This is a genomic window from Psychrobacter sp. UBA5136, assembly GCF_002414005.1.
Lineage (GTDB): Bacteria > Pseudomonadota > Gammaproteobacteria > Pseudomonadales > Moraxellaceae > Psychrobacter.
Genome location: NZ_DHYG01000022.1, coordinates 1 through 24,224, shown reverse-complemented (window position 1 = coordinate 24,224; position 24,224 = coordinate 1). Strand labels below are relative to the sequence as shown.

At 44.3% G+C, this 24,224-nt stretch carries 23 protein-coding genes; 7 read left to right on the top strand and 16 right to left on the bottom strand.

Annotated elements, in window-relative coordinates; translation table 11 throughout:
- Positions 1–102 precede the first annotated feature (102 nt).
- The 10 genes from B4240_RS02875 to B4240_RS02830 form a co-directional block, all read right to left on the bottom strand.
- Entirely contained in the window at positions 103–600 is a 498-nt protein-coding gene (locus B4240_RS02875; RefSeq protein WP_296236734.1) for a CvpA family protein, read from the bottom strand.
- 101 nt (positions 601–701) lie between these two features.
- Positions 702–1,733 (bottom strand): quinone-dependent dihydroorotate dehydrogenase, encoded by a 1,032-nt coding sequence (locus B4240_RS02870; protein ID WP_296236733.1) that lies wholly within the window; start codon positions 1,731–1,733, stop codon positions 702–704.
- A 240-nt stretch (positions 1,734–1,973) separates the two neighbouring features.
- A complete protein-coding gene (locus tag B4240_RS02865; RefSeq protein WP_296236732.1) occupies positions 1,974–2,399 on the bottom strand; it encodes a DUF4870 family protein in 426 nt (141 codons plus the stop codon).
- A 125-nt stretch (positions 2,400–2,524) separates the two neighbouring features.
- Entirely contained in the window at positions 2,525–3,088 is a 564-nt protein-coding gene (gene gspM / locus B4240_RS02860) for a type II secretion system protein GspM (RefSeq protein ID WP_296236731.1), read from the bottom strand.
- 2 nt (positions 3,089–3,090) lie between these two features.
- Positions 3,091–4,380, bottom strand: coding sequence for a type II secretion system protein GspL (gene gspL / locus B4240_RS02855; protein ID WP_296236730.1), 1,290 nt, complete (start codon positions 4,378–4,380; stop codon positions 3,091–3,093).
- 135 nt (positions 4,381–4,515) lie between these two features.
- On the bottom strand, positions 4,516–4,974 hold the full coding sequence (locus tag B4240_RS02850) for a SixA phosphatase family protein (RefSeq protein WP_296236729.1): 459 nt from the start codon (positions 4,972–4,974) through the stop codon (positions 4,516–4,518).
- Positions 4,975–5,104: 130 nt separating this feature from the next.
- Positions 5,105–6,397 (bottom strand): NAD(P)H-dependent glycerol-3-phosphate dehydrogenase, encoded by a 1,293-nt coding sequence (locus tag B4240_RS02845; protein ID WP_296236728.1) that lies wholly within the window; start codon positions 6,395–6,397, stop codon positions 5,105–5,107.
- 212 nt (positions 6,398–6,609) lie between these two features.
- Positions 6,610–7,269: a nitroreductase family protein gene (locus B4240_RS02840; protein WP_296236753.1), complete on the bottom strand. Its 660-nt coding sequence runs from the start codon at positions 7,267–7,269 to the stop codon at positions 6,610–6,612.
- Positions 7,270–7,383: 114 nt separating this feature from the next.
- Positions 7,384–8,490: a cell division protein ZapE gene (gene zapE, locus B4240_RS02835; RefSeq protein ID WP_296236727.1), complete on the bottom strand. Its 1,107-nt coding sequence runs from the start codon at positions 8,488–8,490 to the stop codon at positions 7,384–7,386.
- A 48-nt stretch (positions 8,491–8,538) separates the two neighbouring features.
- Positions 8,539–9,201, bottom strand: a complete 663-nt coding sequence (locus tag B4240_RS02830) for an alpha/beta hydrolase (RefSeq protein WP_296236726.1) — start codon at positions 9,199–9,201, stop codon at positions 8,539–8,541.
- A gap of 183 nt (positions 9,202–9,384) precedes the next feature.
- Between B4240_RS02830 and B4240_RS02825 the strand changes: the two genes are divergently transcribed.
- The 3 genes from B4240_RS02825 to xseB all read left to right on the top strand — a co-directional run bounded on the left by B4240_RS02825 (position 9,385) and on the right by xseB (position 11,848).
- Complete coding sequence (locus B4240_RS02825) at positions 9,385–9,753, top strand: hypothetical protein (protein WP_296236725.1); 369 nt, start codon at positions 9,385–9,387, stop codon at positions 9,751–9,753.
- Positions 9,754–10,005: 252 nt separating this feature from the next.
- On the top strand, positions 10,006–11,535 hold the full coding sequence (gene xseA, locus B4240_RS02820) for an exodeoxyribonuclease VII large subunit (RefSeq protein WP_296236724.1): 1,530 nt from the start codon (positions 10,006–10,008) through the stop codon (positions 11,533–11,535).
- A 67-nt stretch (positions 11,536–11,602) separates the two neighbouring features.
- The gene (gene xseB, locus B4240_RS02815; protein WP_296236723.1) at positions 11,603–11,848 is read left to right on the top strand and encodes an exodeoxyribonuclease VII small subunit; all 246 of its coding nucleotides are present in this window, start codon (positions 11,603–11,605) and stop codon (positions 11,846–11,848) included.
- Positions 11,849–11,870: 22 nt separating this feature from the next.
- On the opposite strand, the gene pncB is transcribed toward xseB, so the two are convergent.
- The 5 genes from pncB to B4240_RS02790 all read right to left on the bottom strand — a co-directional run bounded on the left by pncB (position 11,871) and on the right by B4240_RS02790 (position 20,406).
- Positions 11,871–13,097 carry a nicotinate phosphoribosyltransferase gene (gene pncB / locus B4240_RS02810; protein WP_296236722.1) on the bottom strand — a complete coding sequence of 409 codons (1,227 nt, stop codon included), beginning with the start codon at positions 13,095–13,097 and terminating at the stop codon, positions 11,871–11,873.
- 292 nt (positions 13,098–13,389) lie between these two features.
- A complete protein-coding gene (gene msrAB, locus B4240_RS02805) occupies positions 13,390–15,231 on the bottom strand; it encodes a bifunctional peptide-methionine (S)-S-oxide reductase MsrA/peptide-methionine (R)-S-oxide reductase MsrB (RefSeq protein ID WP_296236721.1) in 1,842 nt (613 codons plus the stop codon).
- A 432-nt stretch (positions 15,232–15,663) separates the two neighbouring features.
- The gene (locus B4240_RS02800) at positions 15,664–16,590 is read right to left on the bottom strand and encodes an ATP-binding cassette domain-containing protein (protein ID WP_296236720.1); all 927 of its coding nucleotides are present in this window, start codon (positions 16,588–16,590) and stop codon (positions 15,664–15,666) included.
- 33 nt (positions 16,591–16,623) lie between these two features.
- On the bottom strand, positions 16,624–18,582 hold the full coding sequence (locus B4240_RS02795) for a glycine betaine ABC transporter substrate-binding protein (RefSeq protein WP_296236719.1): 1,959 nt from the start codon (positions 18,580–18,582) through the stop codon (positions 16,624–16,626).
- Positions 18,583–18,903: 321 nt separating this feature from the next.
- Positions 18,904–20,406, bottom strand: coding sequence for a coniferyl aldehyde dehydrogenase (locus tag B4240_RS02790; RefSeq protein WP_414707079.1), 1,503 nt, complete (start codon positions 20,404–20,406; stop codon positions 18,904–18,906).
- Positions 20,407–20,831: 425 nt separating this feature from the next.
- On the opposite strand from B4240_RS02790, the gene lipB reads away from it, so the two are divergent.
- The 3 genes from lipB (at position 20,832) to B4240_RS02775 (ending at position 23,101) form a co-directional block, all read left to right on the top strand.
- Positions 20,832–21,674: a lipoyl(octanoyl) transferase LipB gene (gene lipB / locus B4240_RS02785; protein ID WP_296236718.1), complete on the top strand. Its 843-nt coding sequence runs from the start codon at positions 20,832–20,834 to the stop codon at positions 21,672–21,674.
- Positions 21,675–21,928: 254 nt separating this feature from the next.
- Positions 21,929–22,459: an inorganic diphosphatase gene (locus B4240_RS02780; protein ID WP_296236717.1), complete on the top strand. Its 531-nt coding sequence runs from the start codon at positions 21,929–21,931 to the stop codon at positions 22,457–22,459.
- A 177-nt stretch (positions 22,460–22,636) separates the two neighbouring features.
- Positions 22,637–23,101, top strand: a complete 465-nt coding sequence (locus B4240_RS02775; protein WP_296236716.1) for a hypothetical protein — start codon at positions 22,637–22,639, stop codon at positions 23,099–23,101.
- A 102-nt stretch (positions 23,102–23,203) separates the two neighbouring features.
- On the opposite strand, the gene B4240_RS02770 is transcribed toward B4240_RS02775, so the two are convergent.
- Positions 23,204–23,338: a hypothetical protein gene (locus B4240_RS02770; protein ID WP_296236715.1), complete on the bottom strand. Its 135-nt coding sequence runs from the start codon at positions 23,336–23,338 to the stop codon at positions 23,204–23,206.
- Positions 23,339–23,483: 145 nt separating this feature from the next.
- Between B4240_RS02770 and B4240_RS02765 the strand changes: the two genes are divergently transcribed.
- Positions 23,484–24,098 (top strand): hypothetical protein, encoded by a 615-nt coding sequence (locus tag B4240_RS02765; protein WP_296236714.1) that lies wholly within the window; start codon positions 23,484–23,486, stop codon positions 24,096–24,098.
- Positions 24,099–24,224: the final 126 nt, after the last annotated feature.

Here is a 24,224-nt window from a genome sequence, read left to right as displayed (position 1 = left end):
GGGTCATAGATAAGGATGATTATCCGTAAGACAAGTTAATAATGATAAATAGAAGTGTATTTTACGAATATTAAAGGCGCTTGAATAGCTTTTTGTGAGGGTTTATGACTGATTGACTTGATCCCATGCCAAGCCAAACATGTCTGAGACCAGCTCTTTACCGATAGGCGCATAAGGCAACAATTCAGGTGCGAGCACCGAGGTTTCCCACTGCGGCATTTGCACCAATAACGGCGCACTGACACTAAGCACCACTAAGACCATTAAAACGTTTTTTGCCGCCCCAAGCACGCCGCCGGCCATTTTATCGAGCACGCCAAGACGCAAGGTTTTAAGAACGCCTGAAAACACAAACGCAACCAAGTGCATAATGGCTAAAATAGCAATGACAATGACTAAAAAGGCCATCGCCATTTGCAACACAGGGTTTTGTACGATACCGGATAACTGCGGCGCCACTGAACCTGCCAAACGTGTGGCAGCAATGAGCGCGATAAACCAACCGACCAAACCGACCGCTGTCTTAATCAAACCTACCTGAAAACCACGCCATAAGCCAATCAAAACAACCACAGCAATCACAATGTCTAAACCACTCATGTTTATCGCCTCATTTGCCTCTTATATCGGGTGTTTTTAGTAAATTTAATAAATTTTAAAAGCATAAAGTTTTAAAGGCTTACCCTTCCATGGCATCCTTATTATTCCATCGCATCATAGTAGCCGCCGATGGATTGAATGCAAGACTGTACTAGCCCCGGCCCTTTATAAATAAGCCCTGAATATAGCTGCACCATGTCTGCACCCGCCTCGATTTTTTTGACCGCTTTGGCACCGCTATCAATGCCACCAACGCCAATCAACGCTACCTTACCATCCAATTGATCGGAGAATTGTTGTAAAATTTGGGTACTAATGTGGCTAACGGGGCGACCTGATAAACCGCCTGCTTGGTCACCATCGGGCAAATCTTCAACGCCTACGCGGCTCAAGGTGGTATTGGTGGCAATCAAACCATCAATCTCAAAATCCAGCAGTTGCTGGGAGATATAATCGACTTGTAATGGCTCTAAATCGGGAGCGACTTTTAGCACCAATGGCACATAAAAGCCATATTCAGTTGCCAACTGACTGTGACGGTTTTTGATGATATCTAATAATTGGGTTAACGCTTCCCCACTTTGCAGGTCGCGTAAATTTTTGGTATTTGGTGAGGAGATATTGATGGTAATATAAGACGCATGTGGATAGACACGCTCTAGGCAATAGACGTAATCATCAGCAGCATTTTCTACGGGCGTGACAGCATTTTTACCAATATTAATGCCGATATTGCCTTGGTACTTACAGCGCTTGACGTTTTCAATCAGATAATCAACGCCTTCATTATTAAAACCCATACGGTTAATAATAGCGTCAGCTTGCTTGATTCTAAACAGTCTTGGTTTGTCATTGCCCATTTGCGGCTTAGGTGTGACGGTACCCACTTCGATAAAACCAAACCCAAGCTCTGCTAGCGCATCAATATAATCGCCGTTTTTATCCAAACCAGCGGCAAGCCCAACAGGATTGGCAAACTGCAAGCCCATACAGTCGGTCGGCTGCATTAACTGACCATATACTAAGCCCAATACTCGCGCTTTATGAGCTTTATCTAATAAAGATAAGGTCATCTCATGCGCGTGCTCGGGGTCCATATTAAATAAAAAAGGGCGAAGTAAGGCATAAGACATAGTAATGACAGACCCTGCTTAAAAAGAAATAATGAGTGAGAAAACGAATGACGCCAAGCGCTGCGATTATATCAGCTTAACTAAAATAAGACCAAAGTTTCATAGGATAAATTACGCCATATCCTGCGAATAAATAAGCGTTAATGCTGTCAATTGACCAACTTAACCTAATTGATGAGCTGATATTTGACAGCATTTTTTTATCCATATTTACCACTTATTGATATCTATGTTCTTAGGTTAAGGAACCGGACGGCCATCGGTGAGCGCTATCCAACCACGCACAATGCGGTATAGGTGCCAAATAAAAGTAAAGCCCATGATAATAAAGCCAAAACTGGCCAATAATACGGCGCCGATGGCAATATTGTTGCTATCAGAAAACATGCCCACGCCAAAACCGCCTAAGGCAAACGTGACAATAAGCACCCCAATAACGAATAGGACAATGCTGTACCAAAAGGTCTTAATCTGCCAGTCAAAATGGGTAGCAAGCCACGTGCCATCAGCATCGCGGCGTTTGGCATAATTCATAAAGATAGGCACAATCCAAAGTAGTCCAGCCGTAAAATAGCTGAGCACATAGAGCAAATAAGTAATGTGATTATAAGTCGTTAAAGAACGACGTTTATCATCACTCATCGTATTATTGGAATTATTTATCATACTGTCACTCTTTATGTTCTGTGGCTAATAGCTATTTAATTGTGGCAAATAAGCAAGGTTTCAATGCGGCAAACTTTAAAACATCGACATCGCTAAATATGTTCCATCATAACTGAGTACAAATACTAAGAAGTCACGGTCGCCTGTACCTGAATAGCTTTGGTGACCAAATCTTGCTGCATTGACAGTTGGGTAAACTGCCAACCTTGCTGCTCAAGTTTGCCAAGCGCGCTACTTACCACCGCTTGGCTTGGATGCGTAAAGCTCAATTGTACGGCATCGCCTGCCGCAACGACCTGTGCATCTGCAATGCCTGAACTATTTAACAGCGCACTGACGCTGCTAGCGGGCGGCATGGCATCTACGCCATCAGCAGTACTAGCAGCATTTAATGCATTGCTATCAATGTTACCGGCTTGAGCACGTAACCAAAAATAATCAGCGACCTGTTCTTGATAGTTGTTTTTACTCTTGTTTGCGGCTTGATGGATACTATAGCCGCCATAACCGCCAACAAATAACAGCAAAAAAACCGATAGTAATAGCAAGGCTAATTGATCGCGCGCAGACAGTGCTTGCCAGCGTGTCGCAAGCAGACTTTGATAGCCACTCAGCCGCGCTGATAAAGCACTGCTTCGAGGGCTAGCCGGGTTACTGCTGCGTTTAGCGCGGCGCTGTAATATTTTCATGGTTACCCTTTATTGCTGACGCTGCTATTGTCTATAACATCAACGGTCACTTGGCCACTAAACTGTCCTTGCTCATTGCCATTTACTTGTTCTAGCTTAGCATTTAGGCCTTGGGCGACAAGCGTACTGGTAAATTGATCAAGACTACCGCGGTCGGGCGCAATCAACGTAAAACTAAGCGCCGCGGGCTGCATGATTAAAGACTGCGCGCGTAATGGCGACTGTTTAATCAGCGGCGATATGCGCTCGAGTACCGCTATGTGAGAAGTAGGTGCTTGGCTATCACTACGCAGTCTTGGCTGCAATTGCACTTGCAACTTTGTGCGTGTACTAAGCGGCTCATTGGGAAACCAAGATTGATACTGGGCGGCTATCTCGGTTTTGGTTGCTGCCGTCGCCGCGTTATACTGATACCACTGCACCGCATCAGTTGCCATCTGTAATACCAATGCTGATAGCGCCACCATCATCGCTACCCGTAAATATGGCGATAATTGTGAATCGGTCGATTTAATAAAGAAATTTAGCGCATGACGCTCGGGGTTTTCAAACGGTTTAGGAGCAATAGGAAGCATGGTTAATAACAATTGATGCTCGGCAATCATTGCTGCTGTTTGAGTAGAGACGCTGGCTGGCGTTTCAGGCTTTGTTAAATCAACATCATCGAACGCTGACTCATTAGCAGCGTCAGCAGCAAGACTCGAACCTTCAAAAACGTCATCAATCGCTGGCAAAAGCAGCACTTCGCTCAAATGCGGAAAACGCTCAAAGATGAGAGGCAAATAACTGACCGCCATACCTTGAGGTAAAGATTGGCGCAGTAGCATGGTTTGTTTGTCTTGATACAATACAACTTGCTGCCCTGCGCCCTCTTCTGGCGTCGGCAATAATAGAAAATCAGGCAGTAAGGCCACAATGTTCATGCCGGCGAGCTTAGCGCTTTGCTGCCACGATTCGATATCGCTTTGAGCTAAGGCATATAAATGGTGGCCCGTATGCTCAGCCACATACCGAATGGCTAACTGCTCAACCGGCGTGAGCGAAGTTTCTTCAAATAAATACTGCTTACCGCTTACGCCCAACTGTTTAAGCTGAGCGGTATTTAGCTCAGACTCTACTTGTAAGACATGGCTTGAGGGAAAATACAGACAAACCGATTTTTGGCTATTGGTTTTATAGCTGCCATAAATGTCATGCAGCTGTTGCCAACCGTCAATCAATTGCCATTGATTGTTATCTTCATGCCAGACCGCTAATGCACTGTGCTGCGCTCTTAACCAAACGTGTAACACCAAATGTGTCCTTAATTATTAAAGCTGTTGTTTAAGACTGTTGTTTTAAGCCACTGTTTATTAACGCTTTTATTTCTTAGCGCTGCGGTCTAGTAAGGATTTAAATAGTTTATATGAGCGTTTATGTTATAGATGCTAATACGGTTGATCTGGGACAAAGCGGTCTATCTCAGTTGCCATACCCGCCAGCACAAAATCCATCTCAAACACGCGCGCTTCTGCTAAAGAGAACGCCTCAGGATAATCACCCGTTAGCAGGCCAGCGATGTGAGCAACAATAGACATATGACAGACAACCACCAGACATTCTGCTTCAATATGACCAATATCAATGAGCGCCTGACGGGCATCGTCGGAGGGCGTAAGATTATTTTGTACTTGTGAGGGTACGTCGGGCGCGCGCGATTGTAGAGCCACTAGCGTCTGCTGCGCTCTCTTATAAGGACTTACAACAAAACAGTCAGGTTGGTAATGAGTGGTAATATACTTTGCCGTTTGCGCCGCTTGCTGCTGACCAAAATCAGTCAGCTGCCGCGCACTGTCTGGACGCGTTTCATCTTCTGCTTGACCATGACGTACTAAGATAATTTTCATAATCTTAACCACCTTGTTTGTTACTTCTACCCGACTGTTCTTACCTGACTTTTTTTACCTGACTACTTCGATAATAATACGATTGTGACGATGAAGCTTTTAGTAATGAAACAGCTACATTCTGCGTGCGTTATTTATTATCGTCATCATCTTTTTTATTTTTAGCCTTGCTGGCGCTTTGCATTTGCGCCGTTAGCGAGGCGTTGCTATGGTCATGGTCCATGACAAATTCAACGTCGCTGCGAAAGCCTGCTTCCATGAGATGCAGGGCAACGCCAAGTGCTGCTTTGTCTTCATAAATGACCGCATGCAGCGCATGGGTAATCGGCATATAAATGCCTTCTTTGGTGGCTTTTTCATGTACCTGCTGGATGGTATTGACCCCTTCAGCGGTTTGCCCCAATTTTTTCACGGCTGCATCAATCGTCATCCCGCGACCAATCATATTACCAATACGGTAGTTACGGCTCAGCTCAGAGCTGCAAGTGGCATATAAATCACCGACGCCAGACAGCCCTAAAAAGGTCAGCGGATTGGCACCAGCATGCACACCAAAACGGCTCATTTCTGCCAAACCGCGGGTCAATATCATGGCCTTGGTATTTTCGCCCACTTCATAAGCGGAAGCCATTCCCATCGCAATGGCATAGATGTTTTTGAGCGCGCCGCCAAGCTCGACACCGCGCACATCATCACTGGCAAACACTCTAAAAAAAGCGCTGTGCAGCGCCGCTTGTACGGCGTGACGTAATGGCTCAGATTCACTGGCAATCACCGTAGCAGACGGCATATTTTTCATGATTTCGATGGCAAGGTTCGGGCCTGACATCACGCCAAAATTCACTTCCGGCAGCTCATCTTTAATAATGTCACTCATTAAAGCAAAGGTATCTTTTTCCATACCTTTGGTCAAAGAAACGATAGATTGTCCGCTAATAAAGGGCGCGATACTTTTAAGGGTTTCGCGAAAGGCAAGGCCTGGCACGGCAATAAAAACAATATCCGTATCTCTCACCGCTGCTTGTAAATCGTGACTGTATTTAAGGCGATCGTCAAGCTTATACCCCGGTAGGTATTTTTTATTGGTCTGCGTCTTTGCCATGGCTTTGACCGTCCGCTTATTGCGTACCCACAGCGTGGTATCACAGCCATTGCGCGCGGCTAAGTTTGCCATCGCCGTACCAAAACTACCGCCTCCTAAAAATGCCAGACGCAATTTAGTCGGATTGTTATGAATGTCTGCCATGTTTTTTGCTACTGCAGCTTCAACTTCATTTGGATTTGTCTTTTTACGTCCAAGCCCAGATTTGGTGGCACGCTCAATGATACCGGAGAGCAAACTGTTTTGTTTTTCAGCCGCTTTATTGTCTGGTTGACTGTCATCTATGTGTCTTTCTGTATTTTTATCATTAGCGCTGGTCATATTCTTTTATCCGTGTTGACTGACTTCATTATGAATAGAATTTGTGCTGAGTATACAGTGAGATTGACGGTATGTTTCAACAATTATTGATATAAAATTGCTATTTTAATTAAATAATGCGGTCAATTTTGACATTATTTTCTCCGGCCAGTCACTTTGCCGCAGCAAATGCCCCCTCATGATATCGCTAAACTAGTAACTTTTTATGGTTGCTATGACTCAAAACGCAGCAATGGCTCAAGATCAATAGGCTTGCGCGCCGGCATATCGCAAGGACTGCTGCCAGTATAAACAAAAGCCGTGACATAATCATCTGGTCCAACGCCAAAATATTCTTTGACGGCTGGCTCATTAGCCAATAAGCCGGTACGCCAAACGGTACTAAAGCCTTGGGCTTTTAGCGCCAAAATAAGGTTTTGCACGGCCGCGCCCGCACTGAGTAGCTGTTCAAAAGGAGGCACTTTTTTATGCTCCTGCATTTGGGTAACCACCGTAATAATGACTGGCGCGCGCAGCGGCATATTATAGGTTTTTTTGCGCGATTTTTCAGTCATCTCCTCGCCCTCTCGCACAGCTTTGGCTTCAGCAGCGGCCAAAAAAGCACGGCCCAATTCATGACGTGCATTGCCTTGGGTGACAATAAAACGCCAGGGCTGCAGTTTTTTATGGTCAGGGGCAGTGACAGCGCAATCGATAGCCGCTTTAATTTGGCTTTCTGTCGGTGCTGGAATATTCAGATTGCCGATACTACGTCTTGATTTGATCCAATTAATCAGCTGCTCATCCGTCACTTGCGCGTTTGTGACGATTGGGCTTTTTGTATTGTTGTTCTCGCCATTGGTTGTTTCACTAACATTTTTTTCGCTATTCATTCTCTCACTACTGTTGTTTGGCTCATTATTAGTATTGTCCATATTGTCTTCAGAGGTATTCATGGCTTATCCTTATTTATTATTTTGTATGGTTATTACTCCGCTAACCATCACCTATGCTGCGTCTGCATCTTTGGTGCGATGCTCCATTCTGAGATAGTCTTCTGACTGCATCTCAAGCAGGCGTGAGCGCGTACGCTCAATCTCAAACGCCAATTTCTGTCCTTGATATAGCTCAAGAATGCTCTGCTCTGCTCGCACTAGTAATTTCACGCGGCGATCATAAAACTCATCGACCAGATAAATAAAGCGGCGGGTGGGATCGCGCATTTCATCACTTAACGCTGGGACAGCATTGATTAACACGGTGCTAAACCGCTGGGCAATTTCGATAAAATCAGATGCCGAACGGGGCTCCATACATAAATGACGAAAGTCGCAGAACAAAATATCTTCTGTACGGGCATTGATTTTGATTTCACGGCCATTAACAACAATAGGCTCTTTACTGATTTTTTGATTGTTAGATAAGCTAGCAAAGCGGTTGGCAAGCCAGTGGTGATTGGCTTTGGTCAACGGTGATTCGTATAACTCCGCTTGCTGCAATACCCGCAGACGATAATCAACACCAGAGTCAATATTCATCACGGTGGTATGGCGCTCGACTTCGGCAATGGCAGGCATAAAGCGATCGCGGTGCAAGCCATCTTTATACAAGCCTGACGGTTCAATGTTTGATGTCGCCACCAAGGTGACGCCGCGATTAAATAACATGGTGAATAAATCGCCCAAAATCATCGCATCGGAGACGTTGGAGACAAAAAACTCATCAAAGCAGATAATCACGGCTTCTGCATAAATGATATCAGCGACCTTTTCTAACGGGTCGCTTTGGCCCTGCAGGTTGTTTAACTCTTGATGGACACGCTGCATAAAGTGGTGAAAGTGTTGGCGCATCTTACGCTCAATGGTCAAAGAGTCGTAAAACATGTCCATCATCCATGTTTTGCCGCGCCCAACGCCGCCCCACATATACAAACCTTTGGGGGCGACAGGTTTTGCTTTTAGAAAGCTAAAAAAGCCTTTTTTTTGTGCCACGCTATCATTGAGCTGATGATACAGCTCATCTAAATAGCTCATCGCCTGATATTGCTGCTCATCCCGAGTAAACTCATCAGTGCTAATGGCTTGCTCGTAACGTTGCAAGGGAGATAAACTCATAATACGACTCATCATTAGACAAAATAAATATAAAAACAGCTAACTTTATTAGCGATTTTCATTACCAAAAGTATGTTCTTCTAATAACCCTTTGAGCTCAGTCAAACGCCCATGGAAAAAGTGCCCAGCGCCATCGACGACACTGACAGCCAGCCCTAAACGTTCAGCAAATGCTTGCATATTGTTTGGGTCAATCACTTCATCGGCATTACCATATATCTCAAAGGTTTTGGCAGTAGGTAAGCTCAAATCATCGGTGGCGTTTTTTTCGACCGAAGGCGCGATAAGGGCAACGTTTGCTATCTCAAAATCGCTCAGTCCCCAAATATGCGGCGACACCATGACTTGCTCAGCAACGCGCGCCGTCACATAACCACCAAAGGAGAAACCACCTAACCACAGTTTACGGGCAGGAGTTTTTTCTGCAATCCATTGTAGCACGGTCATCGCATCAACCACCTCACCATCGGCATAATCGTGCTCACCCGTTGACTGACCAACGCCGCGAAAGTTAAAGCGTACCACGTGCATGCCGTTATCGCGCGCAAAACGATACATGGTCGTAACCACTTTATTGTTCATCGTCCCATCAAATAGCGGATTGGGATGACATAGCAGCGCCACCGTGTCGGCATTTGGATCGTTAGGATTGTCATTTTGCCATAGCGCGTCGACTTCGAGCACGCCAGCTGGAGCAGGAATCAATTGCATAGATTTACTTATCGGTTAAAAGTGAATAGGTCAATTATCCTAGATATGGTTTATATTTCAAGTGATTTGCTGTGTACGAGCAACGTCGAACACAATAACCGCCTAGACATTCACCACAGCAATACGTTAGATTCAACCAAGTGGTTAAGCATATAGTTAACTTACAGGAAAAAGGACATTATTATGAAAATTTTTAATCAAACCGCTGCTTTAACGGCGACGTTAGCCGCAGCCCTCGCATTAAGCGCTTGCCAAAGTACGCCATCTTCACCAGTTATTCAACGCGCCAACTCCATTTATGAAACCACGGGTATCGCCGATAGCAAAGTAAAAGCCCAGCAAAATGCGATAGACAGTGCGCAAAAAACTTGTGGCAGAAAACAAGTGATTATCGTTGATGATGAAGTAAAATATAACGGTATCTTAAATGAGCAAACGGGCCGTATGATTGGACAAGCAGGCGCGGTTATTGGTTCAATCTTTGGTACTGGCTCGCCAGATTTATCACGTAAAGATGATTATGAGTATATGATTAATTTTCGTTGCCAATAAGATCATTTCCAGTAAGATCATTGCCAATAAAACGGTGGTTTTTTAATAAAACCTTTAGCCAATAAGTTTGCGGTATATAGTATAGTCATCGCTGCTTGTTGGCTTCACTTTTTGTATGGATACTTTTGCGGTAAACTACCCTATCTAATGTCCAGCACTTTTAATTACGCTATCGTTAGTAGCTATTTATTAGCTATTTACGACTGCTATAAATAGCCTGTTTTTAAACTTTCTTACCTTTGGTCTATTATTATGCGTAAACCGAACCTATCACAGTCGAAACAAGCCAGTACTAATAAAGCCAAAGTAATAACGCCTGCCAAAGATTTAGCGACCTTGGAGGCCGAACTGGCAGAACAAGAAAACAGCCTTGAAGTCAGTTTAGAAGATACGGTTTTGCGCCTAAGTGACTACTTATCCGCAGTCGATATGGTCATCAAACAGACCTTTAACCACCGCGTTTGGGTCAAGGCTGAGATTCGTAATTTATCGAGCAAAGGCGGGCATTATTACTTTGAGCTGGCAGAAAAAGATGACGAAGGTAAAGTCATCGCCAGCTGCCGTGGCAACCTTTGGCGCTTTAAAGCGTCGCGCGTTTTGGCAAAGTTTGAGCGCGCAACAGGGATGCCGCTTGACCGTGATTTGACTGTATTACTCAAAGTATCGGCAGGCTTTCATGCGCAATATGGCTTCTCGCTGACGATTGAAGACATTGACCCAAGCTATACGCTAGGCGACTTGGCGCGGCAATATGCAGAAATGGTCGACCGCTTGACTGGTGAAGGATTATTAAACCTCAATCAGCAGCTGCCCGTGCCATTTGATATTGAGCATGTGCTGGTTATTGCTCCTGAAAAAGCCGCTGGTTTGGGCGACTTCCAAGCCGATGCCGATCGCTTAGCCAGTACCGGCGCTTGTCATTTTCATTACCATAATGCCACCTTTCAGGGCAATCACGCGCCAGGCGAAATTCGTCAAGCTATTGTCAGCGCTCAGCAGCAGTTTTACGACACTTATCAGCGCCTGCCCGATTTATTGGTCATTATCCGTGGCGGCGGTGCTGTTGGTGATTTGGCGTATCTTAATGATTATGAACTCGCTGCTCTCGTTGCCGAGCAGCCTATTCCCGTCTGGGTTGGCATTGGCCATGAGCGTGATAAAGTGATTTTGGATGAGGTCGCGCATACCAGCTTTGATACGCCGTCAAAAGTTATTACCGCTATCATGGCGCATTTAGCACAATTGGTCACGCAAACGTTGCAATACCAAGCGCAAATCAAACATGCAGCCAAGCGGCAATTGAACATCGCTGAGCAGCAAACCACACGCCAGTTAAGCCAAATTCAATCGCAAACCATTGGCAAACTAACCGCCCTGCAAAAAGACAGTGATTACGCCTGGCAAAGCATTCAGCAAAGTGCTCAGCGGCAGGTAAAGCAAGCGGCCAGACGAGCCAGCGAGCTACGTAGTCAAATCCAAACCTCTGCTCATCAGCAATTAGCCATTGCAGCAACCAATGGTCAAAACTATCAAAAAGCCATTATGCAAAATGCGCAGCAGCAACTGATACAAGCGCGGCGTGATAGCGAGCATCTGCGTGATATCATCCTTTTGCAGCGCCCATCTCGCGTGCTTAAGCAAGGCTATACCATGCTGACTGACGCAAACGACAAACAGATATTAACCAGCAGTACCCAGCTGTATCCTGAGCAGACCATTTATATCGCTTTAAAAGACGGGAAAGCAAAAGCGCAAATTATTGATGTCGATATTGATAAATAAGCCATAAAAACTACCGTCAATCCAACTTAACCACTCACTTTCTTTTATTCTAAAACTAGGAAACTTTATGACTACCCCTGCCCGCAAACGTAAAAAAACCGCCCCAAAAACTTTTAAGGCGGCGTACGATATTTTAAAAACCAATGCAGCCGAACTTCAGCAACAAGACGAGCCGGATATTGATAATCTGATGACGACTGTCGAAGAATCGATTGCTGCTTACCGCGTTTGCGAAACCCGCATCAATGCCGTACAGCAAGCGTTAGATGCCGCCTTCGCCGAAGAAGACAACACAGAAAATAGCGATATTTAAAATCCTTTACTCTTAAAATCTTTTACTCTGGCTCATCAACTTCAAACACTTGGCGCAAATAGGCAAGATAGGTATCATTATTGATCATGGTCTTGCCTGGGCTGTCCGACAATTTAGCGACGGGCTGACCATTGCATTCAATCAGTTTTAAGACGATATTTATCGGGGTAATGCCCATATCATTGGTCAAATTGGTACCAATACCAAAGCTGGTTTTTATCTGACCTTTAAAATACTGATGTAAATCCCAAGCTTTATGCAGATTTAAGCCATCACTAAAGGTCAACACCTTGGTTCTTGGGTCTATTTTTAGCTTCTTATAATGCGCAATGGCTTTATCGCCCCAAACATACGGGTCGCCGCTGTCATGACGCAGCCCATCAAACAGCTTGGCAAAATATAAATCAAAATCGCGTAAGAACGCATCCATGCCAACGACGTCGGTCAGCGCAATACCCAAATCACCGCGATATTCATGCACCCATGCTTCAAGCGCCGCTTTTTGCGAATCTCGCAACCGCACATCCAACGCCTGAAAGGCCTGCATAAACTCATGCGCCATCGTACCAATTGGCGTCATACCGAGCTTTTTTGCCAGATAAACGTTTGAGGTGCCGCGCACGATTGTTGGTTCTGCGTTATGCAAAGTCTCAACCACGTGCGCCTGCCAAACTTTGCTAAAGCGTCTACGAGTACCAAAATCAGCCACAACAAATGGCGGTGTATCATGCTCATCTTTTGCTTGCTCTGCCGCATACTGGTGCAGCAAAGCGACTTTTTCATCCAGTCTGCGCTGCCCTTCCTCAATCACGCTAGCACTCGATAGAGGACTAAAATATAGCTCATTTACAATCGCTAGCACAAATACTTCAAAGAACATCGCTTGAATCATCGGACCTTCGATATCGATACACAAACGTCCTTTTTCATCGGTACTGACGGTGATAAAACGGCGCTTTAGTTTAAATAACTCAAGATAATCAACAAAATCTGAGCGCATAAAGCGCAAACCGCGCAAATACTCTAGCTCATCATCCAAAAAACGCAGCTCACATAGGCTGTCCAGTTGTTTTTCTAACGCGTCTTTGATATCCGCTAATGGATAGAGCGTGTCTTTATTATTGCGGCAACGAAAACGGTAAACACCATAGGTCTGCGGAAACTGATGCAGCATGGCTTGTAGCATGGTGAATTTATACAAATCGTTATCGAGTAAAGAGGTGATAATAGGGGTGAAAGTATCGGTCATGCGGTGGCCTTAAAAACGCAAAAGTAAGAAAAACGTCACCTCATACTCAAAGCGACATAATATAAGTATAGTAAGTGTTAAAAAGTTAAGTATAACGAAGTTTGCGGCTAGTTGCAGAATTGACGTTGATTTGCAGCAAAATTACTACGCTTATTAAAACAAATGCTAACCAAAGGCGCCAATTAAAACCCAAGATGAAAGACAGAATAAAAATTAGGATAAAAAAAGACGCTAAGCCTATACTTAACGTCATGTCATAAGTTTGATTATCTTTGATTATCAATGTTGATAATTAAGGTTTTGCGGGCTTGACCAATTTCACCAATGGCGCATAACCTGACTGCGGCATCACACTTACTGGGATAAATTGCAGCGCCCCGCCATTGATACAATAGCGCAGGCCGCCGCGGTCTTTTGGACCATCAGGGAACACATGACCCAAATGCGAATCTGCTACCCGTGAGCGCACCTCAGTACGGACCATGTTAAAGGCAGTATCGTCATGCTGAGTAATCACTTGCATGTCAATTGGCTTAGTAAAGCTCGGCCAACCGCAGCCAGATTGGTACTTATCCGTTGATAAAAATAACGGCTCTCCGCTTACGACATCGACATAAATCCCTGGCGCAAATAAATTATCATACTCATGACTGAACGCCCGCTCGGTAGCCGCCTCTTGCGTGATATTGTACTGCGCTTTGGTCAAAGTATTTTTTAAGGCGCCTTTATCAAATCCAGCATAGCGTTTAGGATCTAGTGCTTCAGCAACTGTGCTTACAGGGGCAAGCTTACGACGGGCGCTGCCCTCAGGTTTATCATCGGCCAAGCTTAAATCGACATGGCAATAGCCATTTGGATTTTTTGCCAGATAATCTTGATGGTACATCTCGGCCACATAGAAATTATCTAACGGCTTATTTTCGACAACGATTTTTTGCTTATACTGGCTTTGGACGCGTTTGAGCGCCGCATCGATGACCGCTTTATCTGCTTTATCGGTGTAATAGACGCCCGAACGGTACTGGACGCCGCGATCATTGCCTTGTTTGTTTAAGCTGGTTGGATCAATCACGCGCAAATAATATTTTAAGATAGTATCAAGGTCGGTTTTATCCGCATCATAGGTGACTTTGACCGTCTCAGCATGGCCTGAACCACGAATTACCTGCTCGTAGCTTGGATTGGCCGTATCGCCATTGGCATAGCCTGATACCGCATCGACGACGCCTTCGACGCGCTCCATATAAGCCTCAATGCCCCAGAAGCAGCCGCCTGCCAAATAGATCGAGCGCGTGTTAATCGCTTTGCCTTTATCGTTATAATAAACGCCATCTTTTTGTTTGATGGTTTCAATCTTACTATTGTTATCCAAAGCTTGCGCGTTGACAGGTTTGGCATTGCCCGCCCTTAGCTCGGCAAAGTCATTATTGGCATTTGCAGCCAAGGCATACGCCTGCTCTGCCGATATATTACCTTTCACCAAATGTACTAAGTTGCCTTTTTTATCGAGAATCGCCCAGCTTGGATACACTTGCACGCCAAGCTTATTAATCAGCTCACCTGAAGCGTCAGCTAGTACGGGTAGCTTTGGATAATCGGCTTGCACGCCAGCATACCAAGTATTGAATTCGCCCTCTGCCTTTTCATTTAAATGACTGGGGCTGGCAACCGTAACAACATTTAAATCCGCAAATTTAGGATCGGTACGCCATTCTTCGGTTTCCGCAAGCGTGCCTAAGCACAACGGGCACCAACTTGCCCAAAATTTAATCAAAGTCGGTTTATTCGGATCAATGACGTCAGCGCCCGTTTTACCCAAGCCTTTCGTCAGCTGTGGCAACGCCTGCATTTGCCCAAGCATGTCAGATGGCAGCATATCACGTGAGTTTTTCACGCCGCTGTTTTGGCTACTGGCATTGCTGGTAGCATTGTTAGTATTGCTTTCTGCGCCACTCATTTGCCCGCAAGCAACCAATATTCCTGCACTTAATACCGTCATCACGCCAAAAGCGCTGACGTTTTTTAACAAACGTGCTGCTGCGCGCGGTGCTTTTGTCGTTACATCACTAGCATTGCTGCGCTCATGGTGACGATTTTTTTTATGGGACGTATTATCTGGTTTGTCAGGTAGCATGATGGTTCCTTTTTACGAAGTTGGGCGAGCAGATGCTTAATATTTAATGTGGAATAAGAGCATTCAAAAGCAATTAAGCAGAATAGATATTAGTGAAAACAAACAAATTGACAGGTATAGGTAAATTAAAAGAATAGTGACCGTATTAGGTTTCCTTAATAGTATACATCTCTAGTACAGTTTACTTTAATAGTATATAATAGCGCGCTACACTTTTTTAACAACCTAGCAAGAGTGCTGATAGAGAAAAATGGATATGAAGAGAGAGCGAAAGTAATAATGAATGCTTAGTTGTCTATATATGCGGATAAATAAAAGAAAAATCAACTTTACTAAGTTAATCAATTACTTAATAGATAATTTGACAGTGAAGATTAATGGGCGCACACAAAGCAATTTAGCAGTAGCAATTAGATTGAGAGTATAAGCAAATTAACTTTTAGCACCCATAAACTGTGCCACATAAGCGTCAGCGGGATTATGGCGCAGCTCACTTGCAGTGCCAGTTTGTACCAGACGCCCACCATTTAAAATACTAATACGCTGACCAACTTTGACTGCCTCATCGATATCATGGGTAATAAAGACGATGGTTTTATTGAGCCGTTCTTGTAGCTCAAGTAACTGATCTTGCAGCTGCGCACGAATAAGCGGATCGAGCGCGGAGAATGCCTCATCCATGAGTAAGATTGGGTTATCAGTTGCCAACGCTCGCGCCAGCCCCACGCGCTGCTGCATACCGCCAGACAATTCATCAGGATAGCTGCGTTCTAGATTGGGCAGCCCAACCTCATTGAGCCAATGCCGGGCCACCTCATGGCGCTCCTTGGTGCTCATTTTATGCACACGCAGCCCGTAAGCAACATTTTGTAAGACCGTCATATGCGGCACCAAACCAAAGTGCTGAAAAACCATACTGACCGTTTGCTGACGATAGTGCTGTAAGCCCTTATCATTCAGCTCTAAAATATTGATAGCAGAAGATGACCTTTCATTTTCTATCGGCAATTCATTTTTACTTGCAGGCATTTTTGCAGGCACTGCAGTAGACAGTATTTCTGCCGCCGATTTTTTCGCGTTGATGGCGGTATCAACCCATATTTTGCCGCTGGTTGGGTCAATCAAACGGTTGATATGGCGTATCAAGGTTGATTTTCCTGAACCTGACAACCCCATAATACAATGCAGCTCGCCGGCTTTAACGCTTAAATTGATATCGTAAAGCCCGACCGAATAGCCGGTCTGCTCCTTAACCTTAATGCTATCCATACCCTCTGCCAATAACGCGAGCGCTGCCTGTGCTTGCGTTCTATTGGCATTATAAATCTTGCTGATATTTTCCAATTGAATATGGTTCATTGTTGTTCTCATTTTTATTTTTATGATAAATAATTAACCAATTGGGCGTCTGCCCGCATCGATGGTTTTTTGCCGTGCCCGTCTCCCTTGGCCAAAGGCTTGCGTAATACGGTCAATGATAATGGCCACGATGACAATAGCCGTACCCGCTTGCAAGCCCTGACCAATATTGAGCGTTTGAATCGATTGTAATACATCTTCACCAAGACCCGGCGCCCCAATCATAGAAGCCAGCACTACCATAGACAGCGACATCATCACCGCTTGGTTGATGCCCGCCATGATGCTTGGCAGCGCTTGCGGCAGTTTAATCCAGATAAGTAATTGCAAATGGGTGCTACCAAACGAGCGCCCTGCTTCGACCATCTCATGATTGACTTGCGTAATCCCGAGTGTAGTCAGACGAATCAGCGGCGGCAAAGCATAGATAATGGTGGCAAATAGCGCGGGCACTTTACCAATGCCAAATAACATCAGCACCGGTATCAGATAGACAAAGCTTGGCATGGTCTGCATCACATCTAGAATCGGCGTGATGATTTTACGCAGCAGCTTACTACTTGCCATAGCAATACCAATCGGAATACCTATCACAACGGTGACCAATACGGACACCATCAATAATGCCAAGGTATCAATCAGCGCGCCCCATAGTCCAAACGCACCAATTAAAAACAGTCCTACGCCGCACGCCAGCGCAAACCATATTTTGCGCACGCCAAACCAGGCTAAAACGGTCACGAGCGCAATAATCAACCATGGCGGGATAAACGTCAAAAAGCGTTCGATGGGCAACAATAAATAGGTCAGCGCGGCGCTACTAACAATGCGAAAAATATCGCCATAATTTCGGACTACGGTCGCTAAGGCATTATTAAGCGAGGTTTCAAGCGACCACGAAGGAAAGCTTGAGGACAGACCTAATATATCGGTCGCCTGGCTATTTTTTAACGTATCTGCTGCAGTGCTGTTTGCTAAAGCACCACCGTTGAGGCTAATACCAAGCGAAGCTGCCACATTATCTGCCGCATCTGGCGTCATCCAAGTCTGCCAAACATCAGGATGATGACGCAAAAACGCCAGCGCTTGCTCATCACCGCTGCGCTTGTTTTCACTCATCTCCAAAATAGCGCCATTGAGCTGATCAGGGGTAAATTTAACTTTGTTAAAAAAGTCGGTCAGCTGAGGATTAGCTTCCATAAAGGGCGTCGATACCGCAATGCTTAAAGGGGAGACCGGAAAGCCTGAGATACAGTCAGAGGTGCCATCAGCTATTAATAAATCTTGCCAACAGGCGTCATCGTGAGCAGGGAATGCTAATGGCGCAAAGTCATATTTCGCCATAAGGCCAGTTGGTTGCCAGTAATAAAACAATAAGGGCTTGTGCTGTTCAAAAGCAGAGGAGATTTCAGCATCGAGCGCCGCACCCGTACCGGGATGCACACTGTTAAAAATACTGTCTAAGCCCGTGTTTTTTAGCAAACGGGTATTAAAAATCTCACACGCCCACCCTGACGGGCAGTTCATAAAGCGTGACTTACGCGGATCTTCAGGATCTTTAAAGAGCTCAGCGTATTTGGGCAAATCTTGATAACGGCGTAGACCCGGATTTTCTTCTAGGACATATTTGGGTACATACCAACCTTGGGTCGCCCCGCCTTCAAGCGTATCGCCGATGACCGCTACCTTCTTATCTTCGATGGCTTGCTCTAAAATCGGCGAGCGCCCTATCCACTGCTCACCGATGACTTGGATGTCATCTTGCAGCAGCGCGTTTTCAAGCGCGGGACCAGCGCCCGGCACCTCGGACACTTGACAGCCATAGCCGTGCTCAGTGATGTACTTCAATACCCCAGTAGTAAACTGGCCACTCTCCCACGTAAGCGCGCCAAATTTTATCGGCCCATCACAATTTGGCACAGCAGCGGACACTGGTGAAGACAGTATTAGCGAGCTTATCAATAATAAGCTAAAGGCAATCCATTGGCGCACGGCAGATCCTATTTATCGTTATTATTTTGGAATTATCTCTGAGTTTAGTAGAGCTTATTTTTACACCCAAAGTCTGTTGCTTGTTATTAATTTATTTGCTTATAGCGCATCTAACAGTCACTATAATCTTGTTTAGGCGCTCTACAAAGTGTAGCGATTTATAGATAAGATGACAAATGCTCATTTATCCTAAAAAACGGTTTTTAATTGCTTATTCTGAATGTTTTGAAATGCATAAATTAACTTTCAGGTAAAAAAAATAGCACCAACCCGAGTAGATGCTATTTTTTATAGTGCTGTTTATGCTGTCAGAATCTGTCCTTACTTTAAAAACAGCGCCATGGCTTTTTTAAACAAACCACCATACGGCGGTAATAAAATATTAAGGCCATTTAATTTCGATTGTACAAAGACAGGCTTCATGTGACTGAGACGCTCAAAGCCCGCTTTGCCGTGATAAGAGCCCATGCCTGAGTGCCCAACACCGCCAAACGGTAGGTCATGCTGCGCCACATGCATAATGACTTCATTAATACAAAGACCGCCCGATACCGTATTGTTGCGCACCTGATCTATCTCACTGCTATTGTCACCAAAGACGTAGAGTGCCAACGGACGTGGGCGCTCATTGATGAAGTTAATGGCGTCATCAAGCGTATCGTAGTGCATCAGCGGCAAGATCGGCGCAAAAATCTCATTTTGCATCACCTTGCTATCGGGATCAGGTTCACTGATAATCATCGGTGGCATCAGGCGGCTGTCGATATTAGCGTCCGCATCGGTCAGCTGATGCACATTGTCGCCTGCTAAATCATCGAGATAGCCTTTTACCCGTTTAAACTGCGCGCCATTAATGATGTGCGAGTAGTCCGGATTGTCTTGAATATTAGGATAATGCTTGTCCATCCACTCTTTTGCCAAACGGATAAATTCTTTATGATATTGCCGCTGAACCAATACATAGTCCGGCGCGATACAGGTCTGACCCGCATTTAGGGTTTTGCCCATCATCACACGATTGACGGCGTTTTCTAAATTGGCACCTTCTAAAACGACGACCGGCGACTTGCCACCAAGCTCAAGAGTGACAGGTGTCAGATTTGGCGCTGCTGCCGCCATGACCTTTTTGCCGACCGCGGTCGAGCCGGTGTACAATAAATGGTCAAAGGGCAATTTACTAAAAGCTTCAGCAATATCAACTTCACCCAGTACCACAGAAACCATATCGGGTGAAAAATAACGCGAGACCGTCTCAGCAAAGGTTTGGGCAAATTGCGGCGCCGCTTCGCTCATCTTAATCATAATGCGATTGCCTGCCGCTAGCGCATCAATCATCGGTCCGACTGCTAAAAACAGCGGGTAGTTCCAAGGCACCATAATACCGACCACGCCAAGCGGCTGCGGTTGAATCTCATTGTGCGCTGGCATATAAAGCGCTGAAATTGACACGCGCTGCGGTTTCATCCATTTTTTGCCGTGTTTTTTGGCATGGCTAATACCAGTAAAGCTCGGGAATAGCTCGGCAAACTGCGTCTCCGACTCGCTACGATAACCAAAATCGGCGCTAATCGCTTTGGCAAGCAGCGCTTGATTGTCGCTTAGCATCACCTCTAAGTTATCGAGCTGATTTTCACGCGTGGCCCAGTCATTAATAGGCTGGGTACGGCTTAGTTTTTGTAAGCGCGCAAACTGTGCCTGCATATCATCAATTAACTTCACGATGCTAAGAGACTCATCTGCGCTACGCGTACGATTTGGTTTTTGAGCTTGATCGAGTGGCGGCTGTTCATGTTGAGATGCAGTGTTTTGGTTACTGTCAGTCATTTGTCTTCCTTGTTATAGTCGATTCACGTTAGACGCCACATAGTACTACTGGTATAAATGTTACTTGCTTGCTGCTATCACAGAAGCTACAAAAAATTCATCCCTCAGCGCCTAAGATTCCGTTCGATGCGATTCGACACTATTTTAGTTAATGACGTTTAATGTAACGCATTGTCTAGCGAATGCCTAGCCTCTTTAATTGACTACTGGGTTTGTATGAAATACGAGTCAGCTCGCGCTTATATTGCAGAAATTTATCAGCGTTTCTAGAACAGTTCGGTCAGTTGATTTAGGCCGCAAATCATAAAAATTTAGATTTGGGCACAAATGCTAAAACTGCTACACTGAAGCGCAGTAGAGCAGTAGAATTGAAACTAAGCAACGGATCTACTTTTTAATCACAAAACCATAAGACAGTCACTCTCATGCAAAACGCCGCCCAACCACTCAACGATATGCTTATTAGCAAATCGCTCACAACTGCTGATTACGTCCCTACCCTTGATGCTATGCTAGCGCGTACGTTAGCGCGTATTGCGCTTAAAAAAGAACAAGGGCTGCGCACCCCTGACGAGCTATGGATTGTCGATCATAATGACGTCTATACGCTTGGGCAAGCTGGTAAAGAAGAGCATATATTGCAGCGCACCAATACGCCGATTATCAAGACCGATCGTGGTGGTCAGGTGACTTGGCACGGACATGGTCAACTGGTGATTTATTGGCTATTTGATTTAGACAGTTTGGGCTGGAGTGTACGCAATATGGTATCGCACGCCGAGCAAGCGATTGAAGACGTCGTCAATGACTGCCTAAAAAGTCACGCGTCTAGCAGCTCTCATATTAGCGCTCATGCGCGCCGTGATGCGCCCGGTGTGTATTTATATAGTCATAGCAACACTGCTATCAGCGAAGACTCTCAACCATATTCTAACGTACCCGCCGATGACGCTATTATGCTGGGCAAAATCGCCTCCCTTGGTTTTAAAATTAAGCATGGTTTTAGCTATCATGGCGTCGCGATTAATTTAGATTGTGATTTATCGGCCTTTAACGCGATTAATCCTTGCGGCTACGCGGGAATGCAAATGCTACGACTGGCTGATTTTGTGACTATGGATAAGCAAGCCCCCGTACCGACAACTGAAAAGACTTCTCAGCAAAGCGCCAACGGTTTAAGCTATGAGCAAGTAACCCAAAAGCTTATCGATAACATTGCCAAGCGTCATGCCGGACATATCAAATTACGGGCGCTCGCTCCAAAGTAATTCTTTGGGGAATTTTTAACTATTATTTTTTGCACACGTTTTTTACAAGCTGTTTTTGCACCTTGCTTTTGCATAATCCTTTTTTGCATAATATCGTGCGCGCTTAGACTTAAGCATTGTGAGAAAATTTGACGCAAACTTGCTATAATCGCAGGCGGCACACATTGGGCGCAGCAATAACCTTAGCACCCTAACATTTAACCCTTTATTTTTATCATTGAACTATTCATAACAAAAGCACCTTGGAGCAATGTATGGCAGATTTTAATAAAATTTTGGACGCAGGCGACGTCGATGGCGGCATCATTAATGTGGTGGTAGAAATCCCAACCGGCAGCAGCCATAAAATTGAATGGAATCGTGAATTGGCGGTTTTTGAGCTTGATCGTATTGATCCACAAATCTTTGCCAAACCTTGTAACTATGGTTTTATCCCGCAAACCCTTGATGAAGATGGCGACGAATTGGATGCGCTTATCATCACCGAGCAGCCATTGCCGACTGGTATTTTCTTAAAAGCAAAAGTTATCGGCGTAATGAAATTCGTTGATGATAGCGAAGTCGATGACAAAATCGTCGTCGTACCTGCTGACGACCGTGACACAGGCAATGCTTACAACAGCCTAGAAGATTTACCAACACAGCTGATCAACCAGTTACAGTTCCATTTTAGCCACTATAAGGATTTGAAAAAAGCCGGCACAACCGTAGTCGAATCTTGGGGTGACGTCGCAGAAGCCAAAGAAGTGATTAAAGACTCTATCCAGCGCTGGAAAGACCTATAAATTATCGCTAATAATTTATAAAAGGCATTTATTACAATATGTTTATTTAAACAGGATAAATGCCGTGCAAAAATACCGCAGCCACGATAAGGTCTGCGGTATTTTTTTGCTTGAATTTTGCGGCGATAAAATGAGTATAATAACCCTATCTATTCTCACGCGCACATAAGGATTGTCATGTTTGATTCTGATTCCGGCTCGAAACCTACCAATAAAAAACTGCCAAAAGCCGTTATGATGATGGTCGAAAAAGGCAACTTGGTGCAGGCGATTAAAACCTTAGCCGCCGATGAAAACATCACTATGGATGCCGCTAAATCTCGCATAGATGCCTACGAGCTTGCGCTAAAAAACAAGCAGCAGCAAACCCTCAACACTATCGCCAATAAACAAGGCATCCCAAGCCAAGCCTTTAGCTTTGATAGAGAACAGGTCGAAGAGGAGTCAGAATGCTTGATCAGAAGTAAAGTCAGAGACACGCCGTCTGAACAAGGCTTCCAAAGCTTACAAGACGGTCTTGATAATCAGCTCAATAGTTTGGGCTATAAAAAGCCACTGCTCCCCTATTGGGTGAAGCGGTTATTGGTCATTGTTGTCATCATGGCAGGGCTATTTTGGATCATGTGGCGTGTGTTTGGCTAGTCTGTTTTAAGTGGTTCCATTATAGCGGTCTGTTTTAAGTGGTCTGTTAATAGATTTGAAGGGTGTAATAGCTGGTTCCCTTGGGGTATAATCTAATCAAACCTATTGAAATAGCTCATCTAGTTTTGCAACAGCAGCATCATATTCTTTGCCTGGATCTAGAAATGCTGTTTTAAATGAATAGTCATCTGCCAAAAACTCCAACGAGTATCCGCCTAAAGATTTTGCTTTTTCCATAAGCTTCATTCTAGAATCAAAAGGTGTATACCATGAGTCATCTTCTAATAAGCAATTAACTAACATATCAACATCGAAGCATTCTTCTACTGCTTTATCAAAGTTACTTAGAACATCTCTCTATTTTAAAGAAGGTAGGTGATTAATGAGTTTTAATTATTATAAAATTTCAAGGCATGGCTCTGATGAACATAAGTTCATGTCCAAATGGACAAGTATTGTTGATTTCGTAGAAATATATGGTCATATAGAAATTAGTAATTATTTAAAACTAGAAAATAGCTTTATTAAGTTTTTAAAAATGTTCTATGATTTTTTTACGCAGCCTTTTAAGGGCTATGGGTATACAAGTCTAGCTTTTAATATAATTATATCTGAAGACTTAGAGAGTAATAGGGATTCATTGCTTTATTACGGAATGACTGATACAGCAAAAAGATTAAATAAGCTGAGCAAGTTAAACCTTAATAGTATTGCAGAAGATGATGTTTCTTTTCTTTTTAAATGTTGGGTTAGAGGGCTATGTAGCTTATATTTTTTTGATATTGTTACTAGCAGTTCTTTAAAGCCCATGGAGGATGATTTTTATTTCTCTTTAATCTTGCAAGAAGATATCGAGCTTAACGAAATATTCAGTTATGTAGATGGCGTTCATGTTTATGTAGATTTCGATCACTATACTTCTAATGAGAGCTATATACCTCCTATAAATATAGGTGAGAAGATAAAAATAAATACTCCTAAAGAGAGCGTACCCTAATAAATTGTCTGATAATAAGAAATTAGGCACATAGCTGATATAGTCAGTTCAAAATAAAATTGTTATGCCCAGGACAAACATCATAAAACAATTTGGATAAGTCGTTTTCCAACCAGCCTTGGCGTA

What these genes read in the sequence shown, in the direction of transcription:
- B4240_RS02825 (WP_296236725.1), top strand. Translation starts at nt 9,385, where the DNA reads ATGAAAATTTTTAATCAAACCGCTGCTTTAACGGCGACGTTAGCCGCA.
- B4240_RS02790 (WP_414707079.1), bottom strand. Translation starts at nt 20,406, where the DNA reads ATGACTGACAGTAACCAAAACACTGCATCTCAACATGAACAGCCGCCA.
- B4240_RS02850 (WP_296236729.1), bottom strand. Translation starts at nt 4,974, where the DNA reads ATGAAAATTATCTTAGTACGTCATGGTCAAGCAGAAGATGAAACGCGT.
- msrAB (WP_296236721.1), bottom strand. Translation starts at nt 15,231, where the DNA reads ATGCTACCTGACAAACCAGATAATACGTCCCATAAAAAAAATCGTCAC.
- B4240_RS02865 (WP_296236732.1), bottom strand. Translation starts at nt 2,399, where the DNA reads ATGATAAATAATTCCAATAATACGATGAGTGATGATAAACGTCGTTCT.
- B4240_RS02870 (WP_296236733.1), bottom strand. Translation starts at nt 1,733, where the DNA reads ATGTCTTATGCCTTACTTCGCCCTTTTTTATTTAATATGGACCCCGAG.
- B4240_RS02775 (WP_296236716.1), top strand. Translation starts at nt 22,637, where the DNA reads ATGTTTGATTCTGATTCCGGCTCGAAACCTACCAATAAAAAACTGCCA.
- lipB (WP_296236718.1), top strand. Translation starts at nt 20,832, where the DNA reads ATGCAAAACGCCGCCCAACCACTCAACGATATGCTTATTAGCAAATCG.
- B4240_RS02840 (WP_296236753.1), bottom strand. Translation starts at nt 7,269, where the DNA reads ATGAATAGCGAAAAAAATGTTAGTGAAACAACCAATGGCGAGAACAAC.
- gspM (WP_296236731.1), bottom strand. Translation starts at nt 3,088, where the DNA reads ATGAAAATATTACAGCGCCGCGCTAAACGCAGCAGTAACCCGGCTAGC.
- B4240_RS02765 (WP_296236714.1), top strand. Translation starts at nt 23,484, where the DNA reads ATGAGTTTTAATTATTATAAAATTTCAAGGCATGGCTCTGATGAACAT.
- B4240_RS02770 (WP_296236715.1), bottom strand. Translation starts at nt 23,338, where the DNA reads ATGGAAAAAGCAAAATCTTTAGGCGGATACTCGTTGGAGTTTTTGGCA.
- B4240_RS02830 (WP_296236726.1), bottom strand. Translation starts at nt 9,201, where the DNA reads ATGCAATTGATTCCTGCTCCAGCTGGCGTGCTCGAAGTCGACGCGCTA.
- B4240_RS02800 (WP_296236720.1), bottom strand. Translation starts at nt 16,590, where the DNA reads ATGAACCATATTCAATTGGAAAATATCAGCAAGATTTATAATGCCAAT.
- B4240_RS02845 (WP_296236728.1), bottom strand. Translation starts at nt 6,397, where the DNA reads ATGACCAGCGCTAATGATAAAAATACAGAAAGACACATAGATGACAGT.
- xseB (WP_296236723.1), top strand. Translation starts at nt 11,603, where the DNA reads ATGACTACCCCTGCCCGCAAACGTAAAAAAACCGCCCCAAAAACTTTT.
- pncB (WP_296236722.1), bottom strand. Translation starts at nt 13,097, where the DNA reads ATGACCGATACTTTCACCCCTATTATCACCTCTTTACTCGATAACGAT.
- zapE (WP_296236727.1), bottom strand. Translation starts at nt 8,490, where the DNA reads ATGAGTTTATCTCCCTTGCAACGTTACGAGCAAGCCATTAGCACTGAT.
- xseA (WP_296236724.1), top strand. Translation starts at nt 10,006, where the DNA reads ATGCGTAAACCGAACCTATCACAGTCGAAACAAGCCAGTACTAATAAA.
- B4240_RS02780 (WP_296236717.1), top strand. Translation starts at nt 21,929, where the DNA reads ATGGCAGATTTTAATAAAATTTTGGACGCAGGCGACGTCGATGGCGGC.
- B4240_RS02875 (WP_296236734.1), bottom strand. Translation starts at nt 600, where the DNA reads ATGAGTGGTTTAGACATTGTGATTGCTGTGGTTGTTTTGATTGGCTTA.